This window comes from Vibrio sp. 10N.286.48.F5, from assembly GCF_041469785.1.
Lineage (GTDB): Bacteria > Pseudomonadota > Gammaproteobacteria > Enterobacterales > Vibrionaceae > Vibrio > Vibrio crassostreae_C.
Map to the genome: position 1 here is coordinate 88,485 of NZ_JBFRLG010000006.1, position 24,165 is coordinate 112,649.

A 24,165-nucleotide genomic window follows, 5' to 3' on the forward strand; every position below is an offset into this window, starting at 1 on the left:
TGCTCATTTAGAATGTCGTTCTAATTAGTGTTAGACGCTATCATTTATCATCGTTGTCCTACATAATATCCATTAGCCATACAAAGAGATGGTGTCATGCTAGGTTAAAAAATGAGCCAAAGTAGCTCATATAAAACGAGAAAAATATGAAACGTTTACTGATGTTGTTTGGACTTGCCGTATTTTCTGCGTCCGCTCTTTCCCATGGTACTCATGTCCTCAATAGGTACTGGGAATACCAAGATTATCTTTCCACTTTTCCAGAACAAAGAGCATTGACCGATAAAATGGTCGAGGCTGTACAAAATCACCCTGTGCCACTGAGAAGAATCCAAGACGAACCAATTACGATTTCCGTGGTGTATCCGGGTCAACAGATCTCGGATTACTGGGTTCGCAATATTCAAGCTTTTGAGAAGCGTCTCGATAGGCTGAAGATCCGCTATCAAATAAATCAAGTGTTTACCCGTATTAATGCCGATCTCGCGCAGCAGAGTATTTCGTTGCAAGAAGCGATTGAAAACAAGACGGATTATTTGATTTTCACGCTAGATACCACGCGCCACCGCAAGTTTATCGAGTACGTGTTGACCTCTACAGACACCAAACTGATTCTTCAAAATATCACGACGCCAGTGCGAGCTTGGGCAGATAGACAGCCATTTATGTATGTGGGTTTTGACCATGCGACAGGCAGTTTAAAACTGGCGGACTATTTTAAACAAGTAAGTCCGCCAGACAGTAAGTATTCTGTTTTGTATTACTCACAAGGCTATATCAGTGATGCGCGTGGAGATACTTTTATCCATGAAGTGAATACGGATACCAACTTTACCCTTAAGTCTTCGTTTTACACAAAATCAAACAAAGACAGTGGCTACCAAGCGGCTAAAATCAGCATAGAGAACGATAAGGATCTAGACTTTATCTATGCATGTTCAACGGATGTCGCTCTCGGTGCAATGGAAGCGATTCGTGAATCGGGCCAAGACATCTTAGTGAATGGTTGGGGAGGCGGCTCGGCTGAACTTGAAGCCATTGCAAGGGGCGACCTAGATGTTACTGTCATGCGTATGAACGACGATACAGGCATTGCAATGGCAGAGGCGATCAAGTGGGATCTAGCCGGTTTGGAAGTGCCTACCGTTTACTCTGGTGAATTTGAAATTGTCACCAAGGAAGATTCCCCAGAACGTATTTCAGAACTTAAACAGCGAGCATTTAGGTACTCAGGTCACTAATGAAGAAAAGTTACGCCAGTACACCTAGAAACACTTTAGCTAGACTCATTACGCGTATCGTTATTTTGGTGATAGGCGTGATGGCACTTGGCGTGCTTATTCATAATTATGAAACCAGCAGTAATATCGTACAGCAAGAGACGAATCGAACGGTACAGCAAACCTCAAGCCTGATCCAAAACATGTTTGATTATCGTTTGTCGGTGCTGCAAATCCATCAAGACAGTAGCTCACACAGTGAAACTCTCAGAGAGTATTTTGATACGGGTAATGACGAGACTCTGAGCTACTTTTTCTTTGGTGTTGACCAACGTGAACCGGATCATGCACCAGATTTACGCTTTGTCTCAACCCACGATGGTTTGGCTTGGGAAGACGGCAACAGTCAATTTTATGGTTTGGATGAGTCCAACTTAAAGCATATTTCTGATGAGGTTTCGTTCAGCAGTAATTGGCATTTTATTAAACTGAGGACAGATATAGGTAAGCGTCACTTGTTGGCTCGCCGTACCCCTATTGTTGATAACGCTACTGGGGAAGTCCTTGGTCAACTCTATATCGCCATTGTGCTTGACAACAACTTCTCTTTGGCTGAGTCAATCCAACAGGGCAGTAATAGCGAAAATATCGTGATTGAAGCGCACGGTACACCGGTGACATCGACATTCAGTGGTGATGAAAGCTACACCATTACTGACATCCTCAATTACCAAATGTACGAACAGTTGCCGCGTCATTTCGTTACCATCGCAACCATTAAGATTAGTGCTGTTGAAACTCCTTTAATCATTCGAGCTGTTCAAAAAAATAATAATTTCATTGCGTTAGAAGAGAATTATCAGCGTGCGATCATCGTGGTGATTGTGGTGATCATATTGATGTCTTTTTTTGCTCGAACTTGGATTCAAAAGAGAGTCTCAGCCGAGCTTGATAAGCTAATGGACTTTACTCGTTCGGCAAGTGCTAGCGAAGAGTACAACAAGTTCGATGGCTCTAACATTTTCGAATTTCATCATATTGGTTGTACTCTTGAAGACACCTTTGAGCGCTTATCTGAACAGAATCAAAAATTCCAAGATCTCTTTAACTTTGCTCATTCGCCTATCTTAGTTTGGTCTGAAAAAGGCGATTTGATTCAGATGAACCCCGCCGCTCGCATGGCGTTGTTCGATGCTGATGACAATTATGGTCCAATTGCCCAAGAGTTTGAGCAGCGAATGCTGCCTAATATTCAAATGGTGGTTCAGGGTTCTAAACTGACGGGTATTAACGTACCCATTGGTGAAAAGGTGTTTCGTTGGAACATGTCTGCTATTCGCGTGGAACACGGCATCACAGGAGTGGTGGTACAAGGGCAAGATATTACTAAGCTAATCGAGGCGGAAAGACAGGCTGATCGAGCAAGAGAAGAAGCTGAGCATCTTGCGAATGTGCGAGCAGACTTCTTAGCTAAGATGAGTCATGAGATTCGCACGCCGCTCAACGGTATTCTCGGTGTGTCTCAGCTGCTCAAGCGCTCTATGCACAATGAAGATAATCGCGAGCAGGTGGATGTACTGTGTAATAGTGCGGAACATTTACTGGCGGTACTTAACGATATCTTGGACTTCTCAAAGATTGAGCAAGGGCAGTTTAATATTCAAAAGAAAGACTTCCGTTTAGGGGAGTTAGTTAATACCTTAGACAGTATCTATCGACCGCTGTGTGAAGATAAATCCGTCGAATTTACCATTGTGAATCACTTGGTTGATGACATTGAAATCAATACCGACCAAGTACGCCTCAATCAGATCATGTTTAATCTGTTGAGTAATGCTTTTAAATTCACTCATCAAGGCGGTATCTCCGTCAGCTTTGAGCTCGAGAGTATCTTTAACTCCGATCACGCCAGCTTGATCGTTCGAGTGAAAGATTCTGGCATTGGTATTGATGAAAGCAAAATTGATGCTGTTTTTGAACCCTTTGTTCAAGCCGAAGAGACCACCACTCGTGAATATGGTGGCACTGGTTTAGGACTTACAATTGTAAAAAATCTGGTCGATATGCTGGAAGGGGACATTCAAGTCCGCAGCGTGATAGGTCAAGGCTCAGAGTTCACGATAGAAATTCCTGTAGTCGTACACGCCAAGCCGCTATTAGTCGATGCTAAGCAACAAGCTGAGGTTGAGCCAGAGGCGTTGTTTAGTCGACCTTTGAATGTGTTGCTGGTGGAAGACAATCACACCAACGCCTTTATTGCTCAGGCTTTCTGTAAGAAATATGGCATGGTCGTCACCTGGGTAAAAGATGGCTTAGAAGCGATTGAGATGGCTAAGACGATTACCTATGACTTGATCTTGATGGATAACCAACTCCCTAATCTCGGTGGTGTTGAAACCACTCAGCAGTTAAGAGGTGAGATTGGTGTGTCAGCCCCTATTTATGCGTGTACCGCTGATGCTCAAGAGTCAACTAGAGACAGCTTTATGGCCGCAGGGGCGAATTACGTGATTGTAAAGCCGATTAAAGAAGAGTCGCTCCACCAAGCGTTTGTTCATTTCAAAAACTCATACTGGAATGACACAGAGCACTAGGCTTTAACTTAGTGCTCTTTAATGGAGTCTGTTGAAGAGAAGTAACTAATTTTCTGCCTTTATATCGAGCCAGCGACAAAGGCTTGTTCCAATAGCAGCGTTTTCAACTCATCACTCATATCTAGGTGTTCAGGGAATTGGATACCTAGCAGCCAGCCTTGTCTTTGCCTTTTCTTACTTACCACCTTGTAGACAAGATCGTCATCTAAGTACTCATTTAAGTCAGAATTGACTTTTATCTTCCAGCCGACATCAATATCTGATTGCTGGGTAAGATAGATACCGCACCCTGACGCTGAAAAGTCGACTAGTGTGGCATCCAGCGACAAGGTATCAAAAGTGACTTCACAGCTGAGACGTACTTTATACCTTTCGTGTTCACGAATAGGCTTGCTTGCAAAGTTTGAGGGTGGGCGAAGGAAGATTAGATGTGCTGGAGAGGTGATATGAGCCAGTACATTGGTTTTGAACGCGACAATGTGCCCAAGTTCGGTGTCGGTAATCGCACGAACAATAATATCAACGTTTGTGAGCTTTCTCAGCGTCAGTGCTTCTGTCGCTTTTTGCGTAAGCTCTAGGATGAGGTACTGATCTTCTTTGTGTCCGATATAAAGTGTACTGATCTGGATTGAGTCGTCTGGGCCAAATTCCAATACACCTGCTGTTTTTGTACCTGGCTTTAGGTATCTGAACAGTTCTAAGTTTTTATCTTTATGCATATTCGTTACTGAACAATGTTAATCGTTTGATAAAATAATATAACGCCCTGATAAAACTATGTCATTAGTTTCATTGAAGTAATTAGCAGCGTACAACAAAAAAGTGAATCGCTATCTCAAGTAAACAACGGCTTACTCTTGTCTTAAAACAAGATACACTGCTGACAGATATATACTTGATGGAGAAATAGTAAATGGAACTGGAAACCTTATTGAATACTCTGGCTGAAACCCCAGAGGCCGTGCAATTTGAAGATACAATGCAAGTGATCGAAGCTCACTATGATTTTTCTGAGCGCGAATTTCGCAATGGTGAGGTAGTGAACGCTGCAGGGCAGAATAATGGTTCGTGTAAGATTTTTGCTTTTGGTTTAGAGCAAGGCCTATCAGCAGAGCAAACACTTGCTTGTTTTGGTCAATTTTATCGTAACGACGTGCTCGGTTTTCCTGAGAACAGCGACCATCAAAATATTCGTAACTTTATGGTTCATGGCTGGAATGGTATCCAGTTTTCTCAGCCTGCGCTGGTTGCAAAAGTGAAGTAGACACTAACCAGGTAACGATTAGGTCGAAATTTAATCTCAGTATTTTGAAGCGAGAAAACAACCTCTCGCTTTTTTTGTCTATGTTGAACTGGCTAGTAACTTGCTATCCAGTAACTTACTAAATGGGCTCTAAACTACTGAACGGGCAGGGCAGATAAGCACTTACGACACATACAAACTCCAGCCTTTGGAATATCGCTAGTATCTCGTTTTTCTAACTCAAAACACCAACACGTCTCTTTGCCCGCACTGATATCGCATTGAGCTGGCTCATTACACTGTGGACATTGGTGAGTCGAACTCGCGCCACTAAGATTATCCATAACCGACGTTTGCTCTTCTTCAGATAAGCCTTTCCAACCTATAATTTCATCCATTGTTCGAAAGCAGCCACTACACATTCCGCCATTATTTTTACAAGCCGCTCGGCAAGGTGTTTTCATTTCTCTAACCTGTGATTCATTTGGGCTGAAATGTAGCATATTTGTTTCTTCTTGAAGAGCCGTTAAGCTAAGAAATTACTCAGTTAAATTTAGAAATGACCTCGTAATTTTTAGGCTTTTCATGTAGCATCTCGCCCCTTTTGTTGAGTGGGGGGATATTATGTTTATTGGATTTGATTATGGAACAGCGAACTGTTCTGTCGCGGCGATGGTTAATGGAGAGCCAAGCCTGTTACCGCTAGAAGGTAACAACCACTATATTCCCTCAACCGTGTTTGCGCCTACTCGTGAGAGTGTTTCTGAACATCTATTCCGCCACTTGAATATCAAGCCGAGTGATGCGATCGGTGAGCAAGTACTACGACGTGCGATTGCGCTGAACAGAGAAGAGAGTATCGACTTAGTGCCAGAAGACATGGCATTTGGTCAGGCTGCGTTGGACTTATATTTAGAAGACCCTCGCGATGTTTATTATGTTAAGTCCCCTAAATCTTTCCTTGGCGCGAGTGGACTGCATGATGTGCAGGTGAGCTTTTTCGAAGATTTAGTGTGCGCCATGATGGCAAATATCAAGAATCAAGCCGAACTCACGACTCAAGAGCAGATCAAGCAAGCTGTTATCGGCCGACCAATTAACTTCCACGGTCGAGGTGGTGAAGAGGCGAACAGACAAGCTGAAGACATACTGTCTCGCGCAGCTAAGCGTGCCGGTTTCCTTGATATCGCTTTTCAATTTGAGCCCGTAGCCGCAGGCCTTGATTACGAAAGCACATTAACTGAAAACCAAACAGTATTGGTTGTTGATATTGGCGGTGGTACCACCGATTGCTCATTATTAGAAATGGGACCAACGTGGTCTGGTAAAGCGGATCGTACCCAGAGCTTGTTGGCACACAGTGGGCAAAGGGTAGGGGGGAATGACCTCGATATCTATCTTGCATTCAAACAACTGATGTCACCTTTTGGTATGGGCAGCAAAGGCATTTCGGGTATTGATATGCCACTGACTCAATTCTGGAACCCAATTGCGATTAATAATGTTGAAGCTCAAAAGAACTTCTATTCAAGAGAAAACCTAGCGGCATTAAAATTACTTCGTAAAGAAGCGTCAGAGCCTCAAAAGCTAGAACGTTTGATGAAGGTTTATCACGACACTTTGGGTTACGGTATTGTGCGTAGAGCGGAAGAGGCCAAGATTGCGCTGGCAGAATCCCCTCAATATCGTGCTGCGATTAATGTTGCCTCTGAACTGGTCGAGGTAGATATCTCAGTCGAACAGATGGTTGAAGCGATTGAAACACCAAAGTCTAAGATGATTGAGTTGGTTAAAGAAGCGATTCAACAAGGCCAGAAAAAGCCAGACGTAATCTACATGACGGGTGGTTCCGCTCGTTCACCGATACTTCGTGAAGCCGTACAACAAGCTGTGCCGAATGTACCGATTGTGAGTGGTAATTACTTCGGTTCAGTAACTGCAGGTTTAGCTCGTTGGGCTGAGGTTTGCTTCAAATAAGAGTTCAATGATGAGTTATGAAGGGCAACCAGTCGCTGATTGGTTGCCCTTTTTTTGTTTTTCTCTAATGAACTTTCTATTGAACGATTTTTCCTAGCTCATATTGGGATTTGTTTCACAAAGCTAAATATTTCAGCTGAGCTCTACGTGTTACAAAATGTTTCAAAGGCAAAGGCGAGCCTCTCGATGGTCTGATGAGTTACCTTGGGTTTAGATTTTTAATGCTTTTTTAGTGATTATAAAATCAAAAATAATCAAAGTATTTATCTCAAAGAATGAAAGGAAATCCCAGTAATTGTCGTGTTAATCAACTGTTTTAAAAGGTATTTTTGTTTTTTATAGTGCGATTTTTTTTATTTTATATATTTTAATGCAACTTTTTTGTCATTCGTATATTAGTGTTTGCCTACTTGTTAAATGCAGGTAACAACTTCTCCGTAAGCACGAGGTTGTTAGTGAATAACTCACCCAGTTACATAATGGATATGACAATGAATAAGAAACTTTTAGCGCTAGCAATTTCTGGTGCAGTATTTGGTACACAGGCAGTTGCTGTAGAACTTTACAACGAAGACGGCACAGCGTTTTCTGTAGGCGGCCACGTTTCAGTAAACGTGAACGGTTCTGAAAAAGACGATGCATCAGTAGGTACAAACTCTCCACGTATCAACTTTAACGCTACTCAAGATCTGGGTAACGGCTTTACTGCTGACGCTAAAGGCGAATGGGCACTTAACTACCTAGATGGTGGTGATGACACATTTACAACACGTCTTGGTTACGTTGGTTTGACTCATGAAGAGCTTGGTCGTGTAGTTGCTGGTACACAGTGGTCTCCATACTACGATGTAGCTGCAGCAACAGATATGCCCATTGCTTTTGCGAATGACTTCCTATACGACAACCACGGTGCACTTGGTACTGGTCGTGCAGACAAAATGGTAAGCTACCGCAATGCTTTTGATTTTGGTGAAGCTGGTGAATTTAGTTTTGGTCTAGGTTGGCAGGGTGATAACGATGTTACTACTGAAACAGAAACGGTTGGTAACAACGGTTTAGTTATTACAACGCGTTCAACTGCATCTTACGGTGATCGTGTTCAAGCAACGCTTGGTTACTCTATTGCAGGTGTTAAACTAGGCTATGCATTTAACACTGGCGACTTCACTGAAGGCGGTGTCTCTAAGACTGCTGAATCTCACCTAGTATCTGCAGCATACGGTTCATACGGTTCTGGTTTATACCTAGCTGGTATCTACGGCTTTAATGAGAATATGAACGCTGGTCTTGTAAGTGGTACAACTCTTGAAGAGAGCAATGCTTACGAACTACTAGCAGCTTACGCACTTGCGAACAGCTTGAACCTAAGTGTGAACTACGAAGTTGTTGAAGGCGAAGTTCTTAAAGGTGGAACAACTACTACAGCTCGTGAAGAGTTAGCTCTACAAGCTGAATACAACTTCACTAGCAACTTTGTTGGCTACACTGGTTACCAATTCGATCTAAACGACGAAACTGGTTACAAGTCTGACGACAAGTGGACTCTTGGTGCTCGTTACTACCTATAAGTCGCAGACTTATTTAGCATAGTGTTTACTTCTTAAGTTTACCTTTTAGGATACTGTCCTAGACACCATGCTAAGCCCTCTCAAGCCTTTTGGTTTGAGAGGGCTTCTTTCGTTTTAATGCTCTTCAAATTTAACTGCCTACTTTAGTTTCATTTTCTCTAATTGATGTAAGCCGATGACTCTATTTCTGGAGGGTAGGTCGAGATATACACCGATATTTACCTAAAAGTATTCAAATCAATGAATTGAGCTCAAGATCAGAATTTAGAGATCGGTAATCATCTTGTCGAAGACTCTCATTTTATGATGCGCTAAACTCTGCTCTCTAAAAATAGTTCAGGGATAAACTATGAGCAGCGTTGTAGATCAGAAACAATTGATGAATTCGAAACGAACAGCAACCCCAACAAAAGTACTGTGTGTTGGGCGTAACTATGTCGATCACATTGAAGAACTTAACAATGCGATCCCTGACTCTATGGTGGTTTTCAATAAGCCAAGCACCAGCGTGACTTCCTCTCTTTCTTCGTTTCATCAAGAAGCACTGCACTATGAAGCTGAAATCTGCTTTATCGTTGAAAATGGCCAATACTCAGCCGTGGGCTTAGGGTTAGACCTCACCAAGCGTGAGTTGCAAAGTAGCTTAAAAGCGAAAGGCTTACCTTGGGAACGCGCCAAAGCTTTTGATGGCTCAGCCGTATTTAGTCGCTTTGTTCCAATTGATAACTTAGACCTTGCAGACTTAAACCTAGAGTTGTTTATTAACTGTGTTCGTGTTCAGAAAGGACATGTTGAGCAGATGCTTTACTCTCCAAAAACTATCCTAGAAGAGCTGTCTTCTTATACCACCTTACTAGACGGCGATGTTGTGATGACAGGTACGCCAAAAGGTGTTGGGGCCGTACATCGAGGCGATATCTTCCTTGGTCGCCTAAAGTGTGGCGATACGACATTGATTGAGATCGAATGGGTAGCAAGTTAATTAGTCTTTTCTATTTAGTTAATAAATTGGCTTTGTCGCTTAATGTTGGTTTTTAATTCGATTAAATAAACGTCGAACAACTGATTGCATCTGGAAGGGTGTTGGTAATTGATATAAAATCCGCCTCCGTTTTTATCAATGCTGACCCTCATGATCGACTTAACCATTTTACCTGTCTACCTGACTGCCGTTGTTGCACTTCTTCTTTTACCTGGCCCTGATATGTTACTGATTGCGAGTTCAAGCATGAGCTATGGCCGTAAGGTCGGCGTGTTTGCAAGCCTAGGTAATGCGACTTCTGGAATCATTCTGACAGTATTAGCGGCTATGGGTGTATCAGCGTTGATCGCAATGAGCCCAATAGCGCTTAAAGCTCTACATTTGTTAGGCGGCGCGTACTTGTTGAAGATGGGATGGGACTGCCTGCGAACAGAGCAGGGTAACGCGCCTGAGTTAAGCGATAACTTTGCAGCAAAAGCCTACTATCAAAGAGCGCTAATCAGTAACCTGCTTAATCCTAAAGCCTTGGTTTTCTTTGTGATGTTTCTGCCTCAGTTTGTGTCGACGAATATTGAAGCGACTTCCGGTCAGCAGATGCTTGTTCTGGGTTTATTACTGAATGTTCTCGGCTTAACGTTTAACTTTTTGCTGGTGGCGTTAGTGGGTACGATTGGTAAATCTCTCGTAGAAAACGCGAAGTTTCGTACCTATCAACAGAAAGTCATGGGCGGAGTTTTCATCGTGTTAGCTATCTGGATGTTGTCTTCTTTCTTTACTTCGTAGACGAATCAAATCAGACATCTTCTCGTGGTTAGCCGCTGAGACAAAAATGGACGCTACGAGCGTCCATTTTTTATATTTAACCGTTACATGTTGAACGCGCTAAATCGCTATGAATTCAACTCTTGTTGGTGTTGTTCAATCAGTTTCTCCATGTACTTCTCACCGCGCAGGCGAGTGTCTTCGTAGGTTTCTGTCCCTTCAAATTTTGTCACCGTCTCATAGTAGATCTTAACTTTTGGCTCAGTACCGGAAGGTCTTACGATAATGCGTGAACCATCTTCGAGATGATAGATGAGTACGTCACTTGCAGGCAGGTTAATGGCTTCAGTATTGCCTCCAATGACGAAGCGTAAAGAAGACTGCAAATCTTCAATTACAGAGATAGCGACACCGTTGATTGCTTTAGGCTGTGCCGAGCGGAGCTTAGAACCAATCGATGGTGAATCTGGGTCTAGTGCAATACTTCGCTGAGCGTTGGTATGAACCCCATGTTCAAATGAAATTTGAGCGAGAAGATCCCAAACTGTTCGACCTTGAGATTTTAACTCCTCAACCAATTGAGCAAACACGACAATAGCAGACAGCCCATCTTTGTCTCGTACTTGAGTACCAATTGTGTAGCCTAATGCTTCTTCATAGGCGAACAAGAAGGCGTTCTGATCATTTTCCAATTGCATGCCAATATTCGCTAACCATTTAAAACCTGTCAGCGTTTGGAAATAAGTCGCCCCGTGGGATTGAGCTACTTTTTCAAGCAATGTTGAAGATACGATACTGTTACCAACTAATTGGTTTTTGGTATGTGGCTTTGAGAGTAGATAATGAGCGAATAGCACGCCGACTTGGTCACCTGTTAGCATTTTGTATGAGCCATCATCTGTTCTCACTGCAACCGCAAATCGGTCTGCATCTGGATCGTTGGCACAAGCAATGTCGGCATCGACACTTTTTGCTAAGTTAACCACCAGATCCATCGCGCCTTTTTCTTCCGGATTCGGGAAGTTGACGGTCGGGAAGTTACCATCGGGCTCTCTTTGCTCGGCGACGCTGAACACCTTATGGAAACCAGAATCATGAAGTAGATCCTCGGCCATTTGTGCGCCGACACCATGCATTGCGGTATAGGTGATGGTGGTGTTCGCCGATTCGATCTCGTCACTCACGTATGGGCTCTGATTGATCGCAGCGCGGTACGTTTGATAATAGCCTTCAGTTAACCACACCAACTTACCTTGCGTCTCAGCGTCACTTAGGCTCATTAAAGGGAGCGGCTTGGTCGATGCGATATCGATTTCAGCGGCAATACCCGCATCGTGAGGAGGAATGATTTGAGCGCCATTCTCCCAGTACACTTTGAAACCATTGTATTCCGGTGGGTTGTGGCTGGCCGTCACCACAACGGCAGCTGCGGCGTTGAAGTGCTCAATACCAAAGGCAACGATAGGGGTCGCCGCGACGTTCGAGGTTAGATAAACCTTAATGCCTAAAGCCGTGAGTACGGAAGCGGTATCAATCGCGAACTGCTTTGAATCTAAACGGCCGTCATAACCGACGACCACACCGCGAATGGTCGCATTAGCGACATGTTCGATTAAGTAGTGGCCGAGCCCGGTTGCTGTTTCCTGTATGACTAAACGGTTCATTCGATTTGGGCCGCATCCAACTTTGCCTCTAAGTCCTGCCGTTCCGAACTCTAATCGTTGAGTAAAGCGGTCTTCAAGTTCGTCGTGCATTCCCTCATCGATGAGGTGTTGAAGTTCTTCACGAGTTCTTGGATCTGGGTCTCTCGCTAACCAATTCATTGCATCTTGCATAATCACTAAACCTATTAATGTCTGTATGACTTACCGTTGACTTAATTTAAGTGATATTAATTCTCATTTCCATGAAAGCAATCGTAAAACTCGATATAAAATAAATTCCAACGGCAAGAGGGCACGTAGATTAAGCCACTTCAAATAATTGACTGTTTAGTAAGTAAACTTACCTTGAATAATTGGATATCACTAACTAGCCTTTTACATAAATATAACAAAATTTAACAAATCCGCCGTTTTTGAATCTTTCATGGAAACCTCCAACGCTTTTGAACCGTAGTAGTTCTTGGGTTTATATGAGGTCAGTAGCCTGCTCACAGGCTAGTTCCATGTGAGTTGTAGATTGAGATTCAGCCTTTTCATGTGTAGCCGGAATAACAATGAATGTTGTCCAGTTCGCAACGACATTTAGGTCGCAAGTATCCAATTAGGAAGGACAAGGAGAGATCTTTTGAAAAGATTACTGGTTAGGCTAGCGTGGCTTTTGAAGAGTTTTGTTGTGCTTTTAGTATCGCCTTTAGTGCACGCTAGCAGTGATTACAACATGACTCAAGGCGTCACTGAGATCAGTGGTAAGGTGTATGAACTTCATATGCTGATCTTCTACATCTGTTGTGCGATTGCCTTTGTTGTTTTTGGTGTGATGTTTTATTCGATTTTGAGGCACAGGAAATCGAAGGGCGCAGTTGCTGCCCATTTTCACGAAAGCACGAAAGTCGAAATTCTTTGGACCATCATCCCTATCATCATTCTCATCGCTATGGCGATACCCGCCACCAAAACCTTAATAGCGATGGAAGATACCTCCCAATCAGATCTGACCGTTAAAATCACCGGGTCACAATGGAAATGGCATTACAGCTATTTTGGTGAAGACGTCGAATTTTTCAGCCTTCTAGCGACCAGTGACAAAGAGATTGAAGGCCTCGAAGTGAAAGGCGCGCATTACCTGCTAGAAGTTGATAAGCCGCTGGTACTGCCTGTTGACCGTAAAGTCCGTTTCTTGATGACTTCCGATGATGTGATTCACTCATGGTGGGTGCCAGCATTCGCCGTTAAGAAAGATACCATTCCGGGCTTTATTAATGAGGCTTGGACTAAGATAGATGAGCCTGGTGTTTACCGAGGGCAGTGTGCAGAGTTGTGTGGTCGTGCCCATGGTTTCATGCCGATCGTGGTGCATGCCATGGAAGAAGATGAGTTTGACGCATGGCTAGCGGAGCAGAAAGAGTTAGCGATAGCCGAACAACAAGCCGCAAAAGATGCATTAGATGCGTCACTTTCCTTGGCGGAGTTGAATACCATCGGTGAAGAGGTTTACAAAACTCGATGTGCGGTTTGTCACCAAGCAAACGGTGAGGGCATTCCTGGAGCATTCCCTGCCATCAAAGGAAGTCCTATTGCCCTTGGTGATGTGGATGTTCATATCGACACCATTGTTTATGGTCGTGGCGGTACGGCGATGCAAGCATTCGATAATCAGTTAACCGAGAAAGAGATCGCAGCGGTAGTAACTTATCAACGAAACGCTTGGGGTAATGATACCGGCGATATTGTTCAGGCCTCAGATATCAACGCTTATAAGGCGAAGCAAGAAGGCAGTTCTGAAAGCTCAACGGATGATGCACAAAATGATGCTAAGGATCAGTTATGAGTTCACCAATCAATAAGCCGGTGAAATCGGCTCCAGCAGAAGATCAAGTACTGATCCATTCTGCGGAAGGCACCTTGGGCAATAATGATTTGCCTGTTGATGATCACGATTCACATGCGGCACCTAAAGGCTGGGCTCGTTGGCTGTATTCAACCAATCATAAAGACATTGGTACACTTTATTTGTGGTTCAGCTTTGCAATGTTCTTAACGGGCGGCGCAATGGCGATGGTGATCCGTGCGGAGCTGTTCCAACCGGGTTTGCAACTCGTTGAGCCAGATTTCTTCAATCAGATGACTACAGTCCATGGTTTAATCATGGTATTCGGTGCCGTAATGCCTGCATTTACGGGTTTGGCTAACTGGATGATTCCGATGATGATCGGTGCACCAGATATGGCGCTGCCGAGAATGAACAACCTCAGTTTCTGGATCTTGCCTTTTGCGTTTCTAATCTTAATCGGATCTTTGTTTACAGAGGGTGGCGGCCCGAGCTTTGGTTGGACCTTCTACGCGCCACTCTCGACAACTTATGGCCCAGACAGTACCGCGCTATTCGTATTCTCAGTTCATATTATGGGGATCAGTTCGATCATGGGGGCGATTAACGTCATCGTAACCATAGTGAACATGCGCGCTCCGGGTATGACTTGGTTCAAGCTACCGATGTTCGTATGGACATGGTTAATTACCGCTTTCTTGCTGATAGCCGTGATGCCCGTTCTCGCGGGGGCTGTGACTATGGTACTGACTGACAAGTATTTTGGGACTAGCTTCTTTGATGCCGCTGGTGGTGGGGACCCGGTGATGTTCCAGCACATATTCTGGTTCTTTGGGCACCCCGAAGTGTACATCATGATCTTGCCATCTTTTGGTATTGTCTCAGCCATCATCCCTGCATTCAGTGGTAAGCGCCTGTTTGGTTATCACTCGATGGTTTATGCGACCTGTAGTATCGCACTGTTGTCATTCTTGGTTTGGGCACACCACATGTTCACCACGGGTATGCCAGTATTTGCCGAACTGTTCTTCATGTATTGCACCATGTTGATAGCGGTGCCGACCGGTGTGAAAGTCTTCAACTGGGTAGCGACCATGTGGCGGGGTGCTTTGACCTTTGAAACACCAATGCTGTTTGCGATTGCCTTCATTGTTTTGTTTACGATTGGCGGGTTATCTGGATTGATGCTCGCTATCGTGCCAGCTGATTTCCAATACCACGATACTTATTTTGTTGTGGCTCACTTCCATTATGTTCTGGTAACCGGTGCCGTGTTCTCGATTATGGCTGCTGCCTATTATTGGCTGCCTAAGTGGACCGGACATATGTACGACCACAAGCTCAGCCTGTGGCATTTCTGGACGTCGGTGATTTCAGTTAATGTACTGTTTTTCCCGATGCACTTTTTAGGGTTAGCGGGTATGCCGCGTCGTATTCCTGATTATGCGATTCAGTTTGCTGACGTTAACCAAGTCGTGTCGATTGGTGGTTTTGCGTTTGGGTTGTCTCAGCTAATTTTCTTATGGCTAGCGATTAAGTGCGTAAGAGGGGGAGAGCCTGCGCCAAGTAAGCCTTGGGATAGAGCTGAAGGTCTTGAATGGACAGTACCAAGCCCAGCGCCTCACCACACCTTTACCCATCCGCCGAAAGTGGATTAGAGGGCAGAACCATGAGTGATAAGCAAAGCGATCCCAATCAAGATAAAAAACAACCTAAGCGCCTGTCTAATAAGCGATCGACCAAAAAGCTGACGGGCTACTTGGTGTTGAGCGTGGTTGCGATGTTTTGCTTCGGTTTCGCTTTGGTGCCGCTCTACGATGTCATGTGTGAGGCCTTAGGCATCAATGGCAAAACTAATACTGTTTCAGCGGTGCAACCTCAGGGAATGCAGCCAGACTACTCTCGTACGGTTCGAGTCGAATTCATGTCCCACATCAAGCCAGATATGCCATGGCAGTTTTCGCCTGAAGTTCGAGTGTTAGAGGTTCATCCTGGTGAGGTGGTTCAAACTAACTACATTGCCAAAAACCTTTCTGGAGCCTCATTGGTTGGCCAAGCCGTACCGTCGGTTTCTCCAGGTATGGGGGCAACCTACTTCAATAAGATGGAATGCTTTTGCTTTAATCAGCAGCCATTGGACGGGCACAAGAGCGCAGAAATGGGTTTGATATTTTACATTGAGCCAGATATTCCAGAATCGATACATACGCTGACGCTCTCTTACACATTATTCAATATCACGAATGAGGTGGGTGCTGCGGCCAATAAATCTGAGCCTAACGTACTCGCAAGTAACTAGGAATTTACAGAACCAGTATCAACATAAGGAGTTGAGCGATGAGTTCTAAAAATGAAGTGTATTTCGTTCCACATCAAAGTCACTGGCCATTGGTGGGTGCTGTAGCACTGTTTTTGGTCGCGGTTGGCGCTGGCTTGACGGTGCAAAACATGGGTACCGACGCCGCAGGTGGTGTGTTTGGCAAAGCGGTGTTGTTAGTCGGGTTTGCTGTGCTGCTTTACATGCTCGCAGGTTGGTTTAGCAATGTGATCACAGAATCATTGAGTGGTCTCTATTCTGAGCAGATTTCTCGTTCTTTTAGACAAGGAATGAGTTGGTTCATCTTTTCCGAAATCATGTTCTTTGGCGCTTTCTTTGGCGCGCTTTTCTATGCTCGAATGATTTCTGTGCCTTGGATTGGTGGTGCGGGCAATAATGAAATGACCCATGAAGTATTGTGGCCGATGTTCCAATCAATTTGGCCACTAACGACGACCCCTGATGGCGTAACGACACAAGCTATGCCTTGGCAAGGTATCCCGCTTAAGAACACCATTATTCTGCTGCTTTCCTCTGTGACGCTGCACATGGCACATATCAGTCTTGAACAAAATAAGCGTATGGCTTTGATCGTGTGGTTGGAGATAACCATTGTTCTGGCTGGCTTCTTCCTGTTCTTCCAAGTTGAAGAGTATCTTCACGCTTATCAAGAGATGGGGCTGACACTTCAGTCTGGCATCTACGGTAATACCTTCTTTTTGCTTACTGGGTTTCATGGCTTACATGTCTGTTTAGGGACGATCTTTTTGATTGTGTTGCTGGCAAGGGTTGCGAAAGACCACTTCACTCCGAAAGACCACTTTGCGTTCCAAGCGGGCAGTTGGTATTGGCACTTTGTTGATGTGGTTTGGTTAGGCCTGTTTGTATTTGTCTATGTGCTTTAACTGCTGAGCCTATCGGGGATTAATAGGGGCGAGGGTTAGGAGTTATCACTCCTGATCCCAAAGCAAGTAATAAAAGTAGCACGACAACGGCTGACCACATGACACGACGACCCAAGAAGTAACTGAGTCTTTTTCCATTGTGTTTACCTGAGGCGATTTGGATTAGACCTTTCATCAAATTGAAAGCGATAAAAAACAGCAAAGCGACCAATACGACTTTAAATAACAGAACAAAGGTAGATGACGCCATAGTGATAACTCCAAACCGATTGATTGATGATGAACACAAGTTCCGCAGTAAAGGTTTTTGGATAGCGGTTGTTTTAACTGTGGTTTCAGTCGGCGCTTTAATCAAGTTAGGTTTATGGCAACTCGATCGTGGTAACGAGAAATTACGTTATGAACAGCAACTATCAGAAAGAGCGCAGCAATCGTTTAGGGCATTGGACACGGTTATCTCTGAATGGAAGGGCTCGCGTACACAAGCCCAAGGTACATCTGAACAGCAGTTTTTAAATGGTTTGAAGGTTGATGTTGAATTGGAAACACCAAGTGGTTTGGTGGTCTTGTTAGACAATCAGATTAACCAAGGAACGGTGGGGTATGTGATTTACATGTTGGGTGAGGTTCGCTTTGAAGATGGAAACCAGTCCTTAGTGGCTGAAAAACAGTTGTTGATCGATCTTGGGTTTGTTCCGGCAAGTAATGACAGAAGAGAACTACCGCAATTAGGAAGTATCACTGTACCAACCAAAATGTCAGGGCGCTTGTATACACGCTCAATTAATCCTTTAAGTCATGAGTTGGGTTTAGAAAATACGACACCGAATAGAATCCAAAACCTAAACATAGCAGCGTTATCACAGTATACAGGACAAGAAGTGCTGCCCTTTGTCTTCCAACCTCAGAGTTTAGATTCATGGCCCTATGAAATGTTATGGCGTCCAACGGCAATGAAATCTGAGAAGCACTTCGGTTACTCATTTCAATGGTTTGTAATGGCAGCGGTACTTTTGTTTTTGATGTTGTTGATTGGCTATCGGTACCTAAAAGCGACACCTATCACGGAGAACAACGATGGATAAATCTCAAGCACAAGTGAACAGGGAAAGTACCGAGGCAAACATGGCTGAGCTTAGAAGCCGTCGTACTAAGGGACGTTTGGTATTAATCGGACTCGTTCTAATTTTCGCTTTGCCTGCGATTATCGCCAAAACTGTGTTGGACCAGAATTGGTATACCTCAGGTGTCACTAACTCAGGCGAATTGGTAGAACCAAGAGTCACGCTAGCGGATTTTGGCGTAACGGTACCCATGGCTGGAGAGGGTTGGTTAGTAGGTTATATCGCACCGATGGAGTGCGAAAGCTTGTGTGAACAACAGCTTCATTATTTGAATCAAAGCTACTTAGCGTTAGGAAAAAACAAAGAACGCGTGACCGCCGTTGTTTTCGTCTCAGAAGGTAATTCGTTATCGGGTTCTCTTGATAAGCCTGATCTATCTTTGTTAGCTGGTGGTGATCAGTTAAGTACCGAGTTTGCGCCAGCTTCCATTGTGATAATTGACCCACTCGGGCAATTGGTTATGGAATATAAAAGCGTTTCTGATCCTTCGCAGTTAGTCAGCCAATCTAAAGGCATGATTCATGATTTACGAAAATTACTCAAGTTGTCGAGAGTGGGGTAAAGGCCAGTAATTAGTCGGCGTTGATGATTCTAGATAGGGAGATAAGCTATGCAAAAAGGAGCTCCAAAGTTACTCATGTTGATTATGAGAGTGACTATATTCCTAACTTTGACTGTGATTGTACTCGGTGCTTACACTCGTTTGTCTGATGCCGGTCTTGGCTGTCCCGACTGGCCTGGTTGTTATGGAAAGATCACGGTGCCTTCTGATGTATTGGCGGTGACTGAAGCGAATCTGCAATTTCCAGAACGAGCTCTCGAAGCAGACAAAGCGTGGATAGAGATGATCCATCGCTACTTTGCAGGAACATTAGGGTTGCTTATCTTTGTCGTTGTAGCTTGGTGTATTAAAAAGAACATCACACCAGTTGGTCTTCCATTACTTATCTCTGCCACTGTGATTTTTCAGGCTTTGCTTGGAATGTGGACGGTGACTCTTAAGTTGATGCCCGTTGTGGTTATGGCGCATTTGATGGGGGGCTTCACGTTGCTGTCACTGTTGTGTCTGCTCTACTGCCGTTTGTCTCAATTCCAAAGCCGTTTTGGCGAGGCTTCTTATTCTCCAACACTTAAATTTTGGGCGTTGTTTGGGTTACTCATTGTGGTTGGGCAGATACTGCTTGGTGGTTGGACATCGTCAAACTATGCCGCTTTGGTGTGTACCCAATTGCCTATTTGTGAAGGTAACTGGATGAGCTACCTCGATTTCAAAAATGCGTTCGATTTTGCTCAACATGGACACGATAACTATGAGTTTGGTGTGTTGGAATATCCCGCAAGGCTTACCATCCATGTCATGCACAGGTTCGGGGCTATTGTGGCGACGTTAATGGTGCTGATGATCGTGTACCAGCTATGGAAATTTGGCCAAGTGCCTCACCAAAAGCTGAGCGTGATTGTCGCAATAGTGTTGTTTACTCAAATCAGCCTTGGGATCAGTAATGTATGGTTTCACCTGCCAATCTCAGTTGCGGTTTTGCATAACCTAGTCGCAGCAATGTTGCTCATCAGCATGGTTGTAACCAATTTTGTGGTGTGGCAACGCAAACCGAGTGAGAGCTTGGTGAAGAACAGTGTATTACAAGGAGGTAATCATGGTCAGTAGAACGTCAACACAGTATGAAGTGGTGGCTCAAGACGCAGCCTTAACTCATAAGATAACAGCCAATAATGACATAACTTTAAGTAACGAAAAGGCTGAAAAAAACAAAGCCACTTGGAAAGTTTATTTAACGCTGACTAAGCCTAAAGTGGTGGTTTTGATGTTGCTGACAGCATTGGTTGGGATGTGTTTGGCCGTGCCGAATGGATTGCCTTTGCAACAAACTCTGTTCGGAATGATTGGGATAGGGTTAATGGCAGGTTCAGCGGCTGCGTTTAACCATTTGATCGATAAAAAGATCGACGGCCAGATGACTCGAACAAATCGACGCCCTTTACCATCCGGTGAGCTGAGTAGTGTGCGTGTGTTTAGCTTTGCAGCAGGTATCGGCTTATTTGGGTTCGCTACGTTAGTGGTGTGGGTCAATCAACTCACGGCTTGGCTAACCTTTGCAAGTTTATTGGGCTATGCGGTCATCTATACCATGTACTTGAAGCGAGCGACGCCACAGAACATCGTAATTGCAGGGATAGCTGGCGCAATGCCACCGTTATTGGGCTGGACGGCAGTCACCAACGAGCTGCATTCAAATGCTTGGTTGTTGGTGATGATCATCTTTATTTGGACGCCTCCTCATTTCTGGGCGTTGGCAATTCATCGTCGTGATGAGTATGCCAAAGTGAACATCCCCATGTTGCCTGTGACTCACGGAATCGAATACACCAAGACGTCTATTCTTCTGTATACCTTTTTGCTTAGCATCGTGTGTATATTGCCTGTATTGGTTGGCATGAGCAGCTGGATATATCTGAGCGCTTCATTGGTGCTCAACGGCGGGTTTGTTTATCACGCTTGGGTACTGAAATATCGTGATGAACCCAATATGGCCATGAAGACCTTTAAGTTCTCCATCTATCATCTCATGATCTTGTTTGTGGCTCTGTTGGCAGACCACTATCTACTTTGATAACCGCATTTCTGCTGTTGCTGAATAAGAAAACGGATGCTTTGGGCATCCGTTTTTGTTTGGTTGATGACTAAAACTCACCCAATACAAAGTAAGTATCTAGCGAGTACTTAGTCCACTTTGTTCCAAGCACTTTGCCAGTGTGAACCGACACCTGGTTCGTACTGAGTTGCTGTTGGAGCCCATTGAACACAGTAGCCAGAGTATGGGAACTCTTTACACTGATAAACACCACCATCGCTGCTCAGAACCTTTGTTCCTGCAGTGTAAGATTCAATGCTTTCTGGGAACACAAAGTCGTAATCGCCCGCTGGTGGCGGCGTTTGCTCGTCCATTAGATGAAAATCAAGCGTGTTCTGATCCACTAAGTTACCTTGGTCATCTTTCGTCACAACCACAAGCATGTGGTGGCCAGCTTCAGACTTAGAAAGAGTCAGTTGAACATCTTCAACTTGTCCGTCTGTTAGATCCGATTTCTGAGATGCAAGTGCTTCACGGTGATGGTTGTACACGGTAAGCTCAGCTTGGATATCGCCTGTTGCCGCTAACGTAAGATCAAGCTGAGTAGGTTGGCTCTCATCGATAATGTACTCTGATTCTAAGCCCGAGACTTCAAGATCATGCTCGGGTTCTGGAGTATCAATCTTGTAGCCGATTTCGACACTGTTAAAGCCAGAGCCTGCTTTTAGATAAACAGGGTTCGTGCCGTAAACGGGTGCGAAATCGCCTTGGTCGTTCAATTGGCCTGCTTTGATTTGCGTCTGCTCTTGGTTGATCTTAGAAGCAAGCGCGTAAGACCAGTTATTGGCTTTGCCTTGTTCAGAAGTTTCAATCACAAGCTCAGTGCTGTATGAAGCGTTCTCACCAGACTGGTCGAATACACGCGTATAAACAGCGTCACCAACATTCAGGTCTTGTGTCGGGTTGATTTGACCACCTTGATCCCAATCAGGAATGATAGGGCCGTCACCATCAAATTTCACGTCGATAACGTTGTAGAAAGCCGCTGCAGTGTCACCTACATCCCATACCGCAAGGATCACTTGATAACCTTCACGCTCTGGCACATTACACAAGTGACTGACTTGCATCGGTGGCTGTTCCATATTGCCTTCAACAACACAGAATGGCGTTAAGTCAAAAGAGCTGCGAGCCAACGGCTGGTTTGGATTCCAGTCGGGTTGAGTAATGTAATATTTCCAATCGCGAGTCTTGTGGTTAGCTGTGAATGTCCACTCGAAGTATTGAGAACCAGACTTGATAGGGCGTTTAACCCAGCGGTCTGCCTTTTGCTCGTCTAGTGCTGCTGCTAAAGAAGATTGCGCACTGGCGATTCTCCCATCAGCAGGGCCAACTTCTGGGAAGCCTTCAGGGCCTTCTACACTTTGTGGTTCGTATTGGATACCACCACAGTTGGTGTTTTTCTCTTGCGTATCACTCGCAGGGAACTTACATAGGGCAACACGGCTCTCAGCTACGCCATTGTTGTATGCCGAGACATAACCGTGACCGAAGCTTGCACCGCTTACGCTAAGAAGCGATAGCGCGATGAGTGATTTTTTTTGGAGTTGTTTCATTATTTGTCCTTACTGTATTTGGCCGACAAAAAAGAGAACACCCCGGCATGCATTTACACTTAAATTCTATTAAGTGGCGGCCCCGCTATCATAGACAGAATATTTGTCGACAGACCGGTGGCTTTGCGTCTTATTCTTTCAAATAGTTTGCCAGAAGTGCGTTTGAGCAATCGAAATGTAGCCAACCAGTTTTATAAATGCGAATCAATCGATTGAAATGTGGAATGCCAATCTCGAACTTTTAATTCTTGATACAAATTAACTTGCTATATGTTTAGTTCGTTAACGTATAAATTATTGATATAAATAAAGAAAGCATTTGCTCTAATCGTTTTAGTGAATGAATTTGGGTTGTTTCGCTTCGCTCTGTACAACAATTGTGCGCATATCAAAACCAAACCTTTGGTTTCCACTAACCGAACCCTGACACGCTATGTATGAAAAAACGGACAATTGATTGGTATGAATTATATAAAGGAGTCGGTATGGAATTCACAGAACTAGACAGAGACGCGTTGTATCAAACGTGGATGTCACAAAAATCGAGAATGCGAATTACGCAGATGGAGTTTTCAAAAAAGCTAGGCATGAACCAGCTTGATTTCTCAAGAGTGCTAAGAGGGGAGACGCCATTAACCATGTCTTTCATTAGTCACTTTTGTCGTTTACTTCATTTGGAACCAAGGAATGTATTCCCTTCGCTAAAAGAGGGTAATGAATCGGGCCCTAAAGTGGTCTACCTGAAAAGTAGAATGAGTGTTGATGGTGAGATCCAAAATGCTTATATTGAAGGAAATCAGGTAATTGTAGAGTACGCACACACTGTTCAACATGACTAATTTTAGAGTTAGCTCTGATTTTTAACCCCCTTTTTCTACAACCTTTTCACATAGGGTATGTCATACTTAATTAGATTCCTTAATTTTGACTAAGTGCGTTATGAACCCTTTAAAAGTCCTTTTGCTTGTTGCAACCAGCATTTTCTTGCTTGGTTGTGCAGGCGGCCCAATTAGAACCGCTACTAAATTTACCAGCTACGAAGATTTTCAGGCTGGGCCTGACGGAGGCGTCGACTTGGTTTGGGCAAGGGTTGGGCTACGTGACGCGCAGCGTTTGAAATCCAAGTTAGATGACTACGATTCTGTAGTGATCGACCGTGAAGCGGGTAATAAAGACTTTTCAACCATGATTGATTCGCTGGATGATGCCAAAGACGCGATCAACTATTGGGTTGAACGTTTAGGTGATACTCTACACAACATAGATGACGCATAGTAAAGACCGAATAATGCTAGAGAAAGAGAACCTGATTAAGTTGGCTCGAATGCAGATGCCATTTGGAAAGTACGCGGGTCGTACACTGATTGACTTACCTGAAGAATATTTGCTGTGGTTTGATAAAAAGGGATTCCCGTCTGGTGAACTCGGCGATTTATTGAAACTGTGCCTTGCTCTGAAAATTGAAGGGCTTGATAGTGTCGTCAAGCCATTGAAAAGAATGTAATTAAATAAAAGCTCACGCTGATCACGTGAGCTTTTTTGTTTTTGAGTTCGACACAATTTTACATGCATGATGTAGCTTGAAGAATGGCTCTTCTTACCTTGCTATAAAATACGCAATCGATAGCGTGTAAATAATGGTATACAGGGTGTTTTAAATATAAAACACAAAAAAAATTGCGTTTATTTTTAATTAGTGATTGAAACTAGAGTTTTTACTAGTTAAGTTACAGGGAACAAGAAGATTAGTGCTGATAGAAAGTGACGTGAGACA

At 44.1% G+C, this 24,165-nt stretch carries 23 protein-coding genes and 1 riboswitch; of the genes, 18 read left to right on the forward strand and 5 right to left on the reverse strand.

Going from position 1 to position 24,165, the window contains the following annotated elements; translation table 11 throughout:
- Positions 1 to 146 precede the first annotated feature (146 nt).
- Complete coding sequence (locus AB4185_RS06360; RefSeq protein WP_372135145.1) at positions 147 to 1,241, forward strand: autoinducer 2-binding periplasmic protein LuxP; 1,095 nt, start codon at positions 147 to 149, stop codon at positions 1,239 to 1,241.
- On the forward strand, positions 1,241 to 3,814 hold the full coding sequence (gene luxQ / locus AB4185_RS06365) for a quorum-sensing autoinducer 2 sensor kinase/phosphatase LuxQ (protein WP_029235262.1): 2,574 nt from the start codon (positions 1,241 to 1,243) through the stop codon (positions 3,812 to 3,814). The genes AB4185_RS06360 and luxQ overlap by 1 nt, the downstream gene beginning before the upstream one ends.
- A gap of 59 nt (positions 3,815 to 3,873) precedes the next feature.
- Here the strand turns inward: luxQ and AB4185_RS06370 are convergent, their stop codons facing one another.
- The gene (locus AB4185_RS06370; RefSeq protein ID WP_017064847.1) at positions 3,874 to 4,533 is read right to left on the reverse strand and encodes a PilZ domain-containing protein; all 660 of its coding nucleotides are present in this window, start codon (positions 4,531 to 4,533) and stop codon (positions 3,874 to 3,876) included.
- A gap of 194 nt (positions 4,534 to 4,727) precedes the next feature.
- Between AB4185_RS06370 and AB4185_RS06375 the strand changes: the two genes are divergently transcribed.
- The gene (locus AB4185_RS06375; RefSeq protein ID WP_017061764.1) at positions 4,728 to 5,078 is read left to right on the forward strand and encodes a HopJ type III effector protein; all 351 of its coding nucleotides are present in this window, start codon (positions 4,728 to 4,730) and stop codon (positions 5,076 to 5,078) included.
- Between the two features lie 134 nt (positions 5,079 to 5,212).
- Here AB4185_RS06375 and AB4185_RS06380 read toward each other — a convergent pair whose 3' ends face one another.
- A complete protein-coding gene (locus AB4185_RS06380) occupies positions 5,213 to 5,521 on the reverse strand; it encodes a DUF1289 domain-containing protein (RefSeq protein WP_080582242.1) in 309 nt (102 codons plus the stop codon).
- 160 nt (positions 5,522 to 5,681) lie between these two features.
- Between AB4185_RS06380 and yegD the strand changes: the two genes are divergently transcribed.
- The 4 genes from yegD to AB4185_RS06400 all read left to right on the forward strand — a co-directional run bounded on the left by yegD (position 5,682) and on the right by AB4185_RS06400 (position 10,367).
- Positions 5,682 to 7,034, forward strand: coding sequence for a molecular chaperone (gene yegD, locus AB4185_RS06385; RefSeq protein ID WP_017064846.1), 1,353 nt, complete (start codon positions 5,682 to 5,684; stop codon positions 7,032 to 7,034).
- Positions 7,035 to 7,525: 491 nt separating this feature from the next.
- On the forward strand, positions 7,526 to 8,602 hold the full coding sequence (locus tag AB4185_RS06390; RefSeq protein WP_102332013.1) for a porin: 1,077 nt from the start codon (positions 7,526 to 7,528) through the stop codon (positions 8,600 to 8,602).
- A 349-nt stretch (positions 8,603 to 8,951) separates the two neighbouring features.
- Positions 8,952 to 9,584 carry a fumarylacetoacetate hydrolase family protein gene (locus tag AB4185_RS06395; RefSeq protein WP_102428783.1) on the forward strand — a complete coding sequence of 211 codons (633 nt, stop codon included), beginning with the start codon at positions 8,952 to 8,954 and terminating at the stop codon, positions 9,582 to 9,584.
- A 150-nt stretch (positions 9,585 to 9,734) separates the two neighbouring features.
- Positions 9,735 to 10,367 carry a LysE family translocator gene (locus AB4185_RS06400; RefSeq protein ID WP_017068640.1) on the forward strand — a complete coding sequence of 211 codons (633 nt, stop codon included), beginning with the start codon at positions 9,735 to 9,737 and terminating at the stop codon, positions 10,365 to 10,367.
- A 107-nt stretch (positions 10,368 to 10,474) separates the two neighbouring features.
- Here the strand turns inward: AB4185_RS06400 and AB4185_RS06405 are convergent, their stop codons facing one another.
- Positions 10,475 to 12,181 carry a phospho-sugar mutase gene (locus tag AB4185_RS06405; RefSeq protein ID WP_102428784.1) on the reverse strand — a complete coding sequence of 569 codons (1,707 nt, stop codon included), beginning with the start codon at positions 12,179 to 12,181 and terminating at the stop codon, positions 10,475 to 10,477.
- A 454-nt stretch (positions 12,182 to 12,635) separates the two neighbouring features.
- Here AB4185_RS06405 and coxB point away from each other — a divergent pair, with 454 nt between their 5' ends.
- From coxB to AB4185_RS06425, 4 genes are read left to right on the forward strand one after another with little or no spacing between them, the layout of a single operon-like run.
- Positions 12,636 to 13,838 carry a cytochrome c oxidase subunit II gene (gene coxB, locus AB4185_RS06410; protein WP_017061757.1) on the forward strand — a complete coding sequence of 401 codons (1,203 nt, stop codon included), beginning with the start codon at positions 12,636 to 12,638 and terminating at the stop codon, positions 13,836 to 13,838.
- Entirely contained in the window at positions 13,835 to 15,496 is a 1,662-nt protein-coding gene (ctaD, locus tag AB4185_RS06415; RefSeq protein ID WP_372135148.1) for a cytochrome c oxidase subunit I, read from the forward strand. Before coxB ends, ctaD begins: the two co-directional genes overlap by 4 nt.
- 11 nt (positions 15,497 to 15,507) lie before the next feature.
- On the forward strand, positions 15,508 to 16,137 hold the full coding sequence (locus tag AB4185_RS06420) for a cytochrome c oxidase assembly protein (RefSeq protein ID WP_017064839.1): 630 nt from the start codon (positions 15,508 to 15,510) through the stop codon (positions 16,135 to 16,137).
- Between the two features lie 38 nt (positions 16,138 to 16,175).
- Positions 16,176 to 17,060 carry a cytochrome c oxidase subunit 3 gene (locus AB4185_RS06425; protein WP_372135150.1) on the forward strand — a complete coding sequence of 295 codons (885 nt, stop codon included), beginning with the start codon at positions 16,176 to 16,178 and terminating at the stop codon, positions 17,058 to 17,060.
- Between the two features lie 19 nt (positions 17,061 to 17,079).
- Here AB4185_RS06425 and AB4185_RS06430 read toward each other — a convergent pair whose 3' ends face one another.
- Complete coding sequence (locus tag AB4185_RS06430) at positions 17,080 to 17,310, reverse strand: DUF2909 family protein (RefSeq protein ID WP_017066085.1); 231 nt, start codon at positions 17,308 to 17,310, stop codon at positions 17,080 to 17,082.
- Between the two features lies 1 nt (position 17,311).
- On the opposite strand from AB4185_RS06430, the gene AB4185_RS06435 reads away from it, so the two are divergent.
- Genes AB4185_RS06435 through cyoE form a run of 4 tightly spaced genes read left to right on the forward strand, consistent with a single transcriptional unit; the run spans position 17,312 to position 20,814 of the window.
- Entirely contained in the window at positions 17,312 to 18,145 is an 834-nt protein-coding gene (locus tag AB4185_RS06435) for an SURF1 family protein (RefSeq protein WP_372135152.1), read from the forward strand.
- Positions 18,138 to 18,746 carry a hypothetical protein gene (locus tag AB4185_RS06440; protein ID WP_016793603.1) on the forward strand — a complete coding sequence of 203 codons (609 nt, stop codon included), beginning with the start codon at positions 18,138 to 18,140 and terminating at the stop codon, positions 18,744 to 18,746. The genes AB4185_RS06435 and AB4185_RS06440 overlap by 8 nt, the downstream gene beginning before the upstream one ends.
- Positions 18,747 to 18,794: 48 nt before the next feature.
- A complete protein-coding gene (locus AB4185_RS06445; RefSeq protein ID WP_372135154.1) occupies positions 18,795 to 19,850 on the forward strand; it encodes a heme A synthase in 1,056 nt (351 codons plus the stop codon).
- Positions 19,840 to 20,814: a heme o synthase gene (gene cyoE, locus AB4185_RS06450; RefSeq protein ID WP_372135156.1), complete on the forward strand. Its 975-nt coding sequence runs from the start codon at positions 19,840 to 19,842 to the stop codon at positions 20,812 to 20,814. Before AB4185_RS06445 ends, cyoE begins: the two co-directional genes overlap by 11 nt.
- A gap of 110 nt (positions 20,815 to 20,924) precedes the next feature.
- On the opposite strand, the gene gbpA is transcribed toward cyoE, so the two are convergent.
- Positions 20,925 to 22,391 carry an N-acetylglucosamine-binding protein GbpA gene (gbpA, locus tag AB4185_RS06455; protein ID WP_102332020.1) on the reverse strand — a complete coding sequence of 489 codons (1,467 nt, stop codon included), beginning with the start codon at positions 22,389 to 22,391 and terminating at the stop codon, positions 20,925 to 20,927.
- 72 nt (positions 22,392 to 22,463) lie between these two features.
- A riboswitch (cyclic di-GMP riboswitch) is annotated at positions 22,464 to 22,553 on the reverse strand.
- 323 nt (positions 22,554 to 22,876) lie between these two features.
- On the opposite strand from gbpA, the gene AB4185_RS06460 reads away from it, so the two are divergent.
- The 3 genes from AB4185_RS06460 to AB4185_RS06470 all read left to right on the forward strand — a co-directional run bounded on the left by AB4185_RS06460 (position 22,877) and on the right by AB4185_RS06470 (position 23,895).
- Positions 22,877 to 23,230, forward strand: a complete 354-nt coding sequence (locus AB4185_RS06460; protein WP_017061749.1) for a hypothetical protein — start codon at positions 22,877 to 22,879, stop codon at positions 23,228 to 23,230.
- 100 nt (positions 23,231 to 23,330) lie between these two features.
- Positions 23,331 to 23,666: a hypothetical protein gene (locus tag AB4185_RS06465; protein WP_372116984.1), complete on the forward strand. Its 336-nt coding sequence runs from the start codon at positions 23,331 to 23,333 to the stop codon at positions 23,664 to 23,666.
- A gap of 13 nt (positions 23,667 to 23,679) precedes the next feature.
- Positions 23,680 to 23,895, forward strand: a complete 216-nt coding sequence (locus AB4185_RS06470; protein WP_004730103.1) for a DUF3820 family protein — start codon at positions 23,680 to 23,682, stop codon at positions 23,893 to 23,895.
- Positions 23,896 to 24,165: the final 270 nt, after the last annotated feature.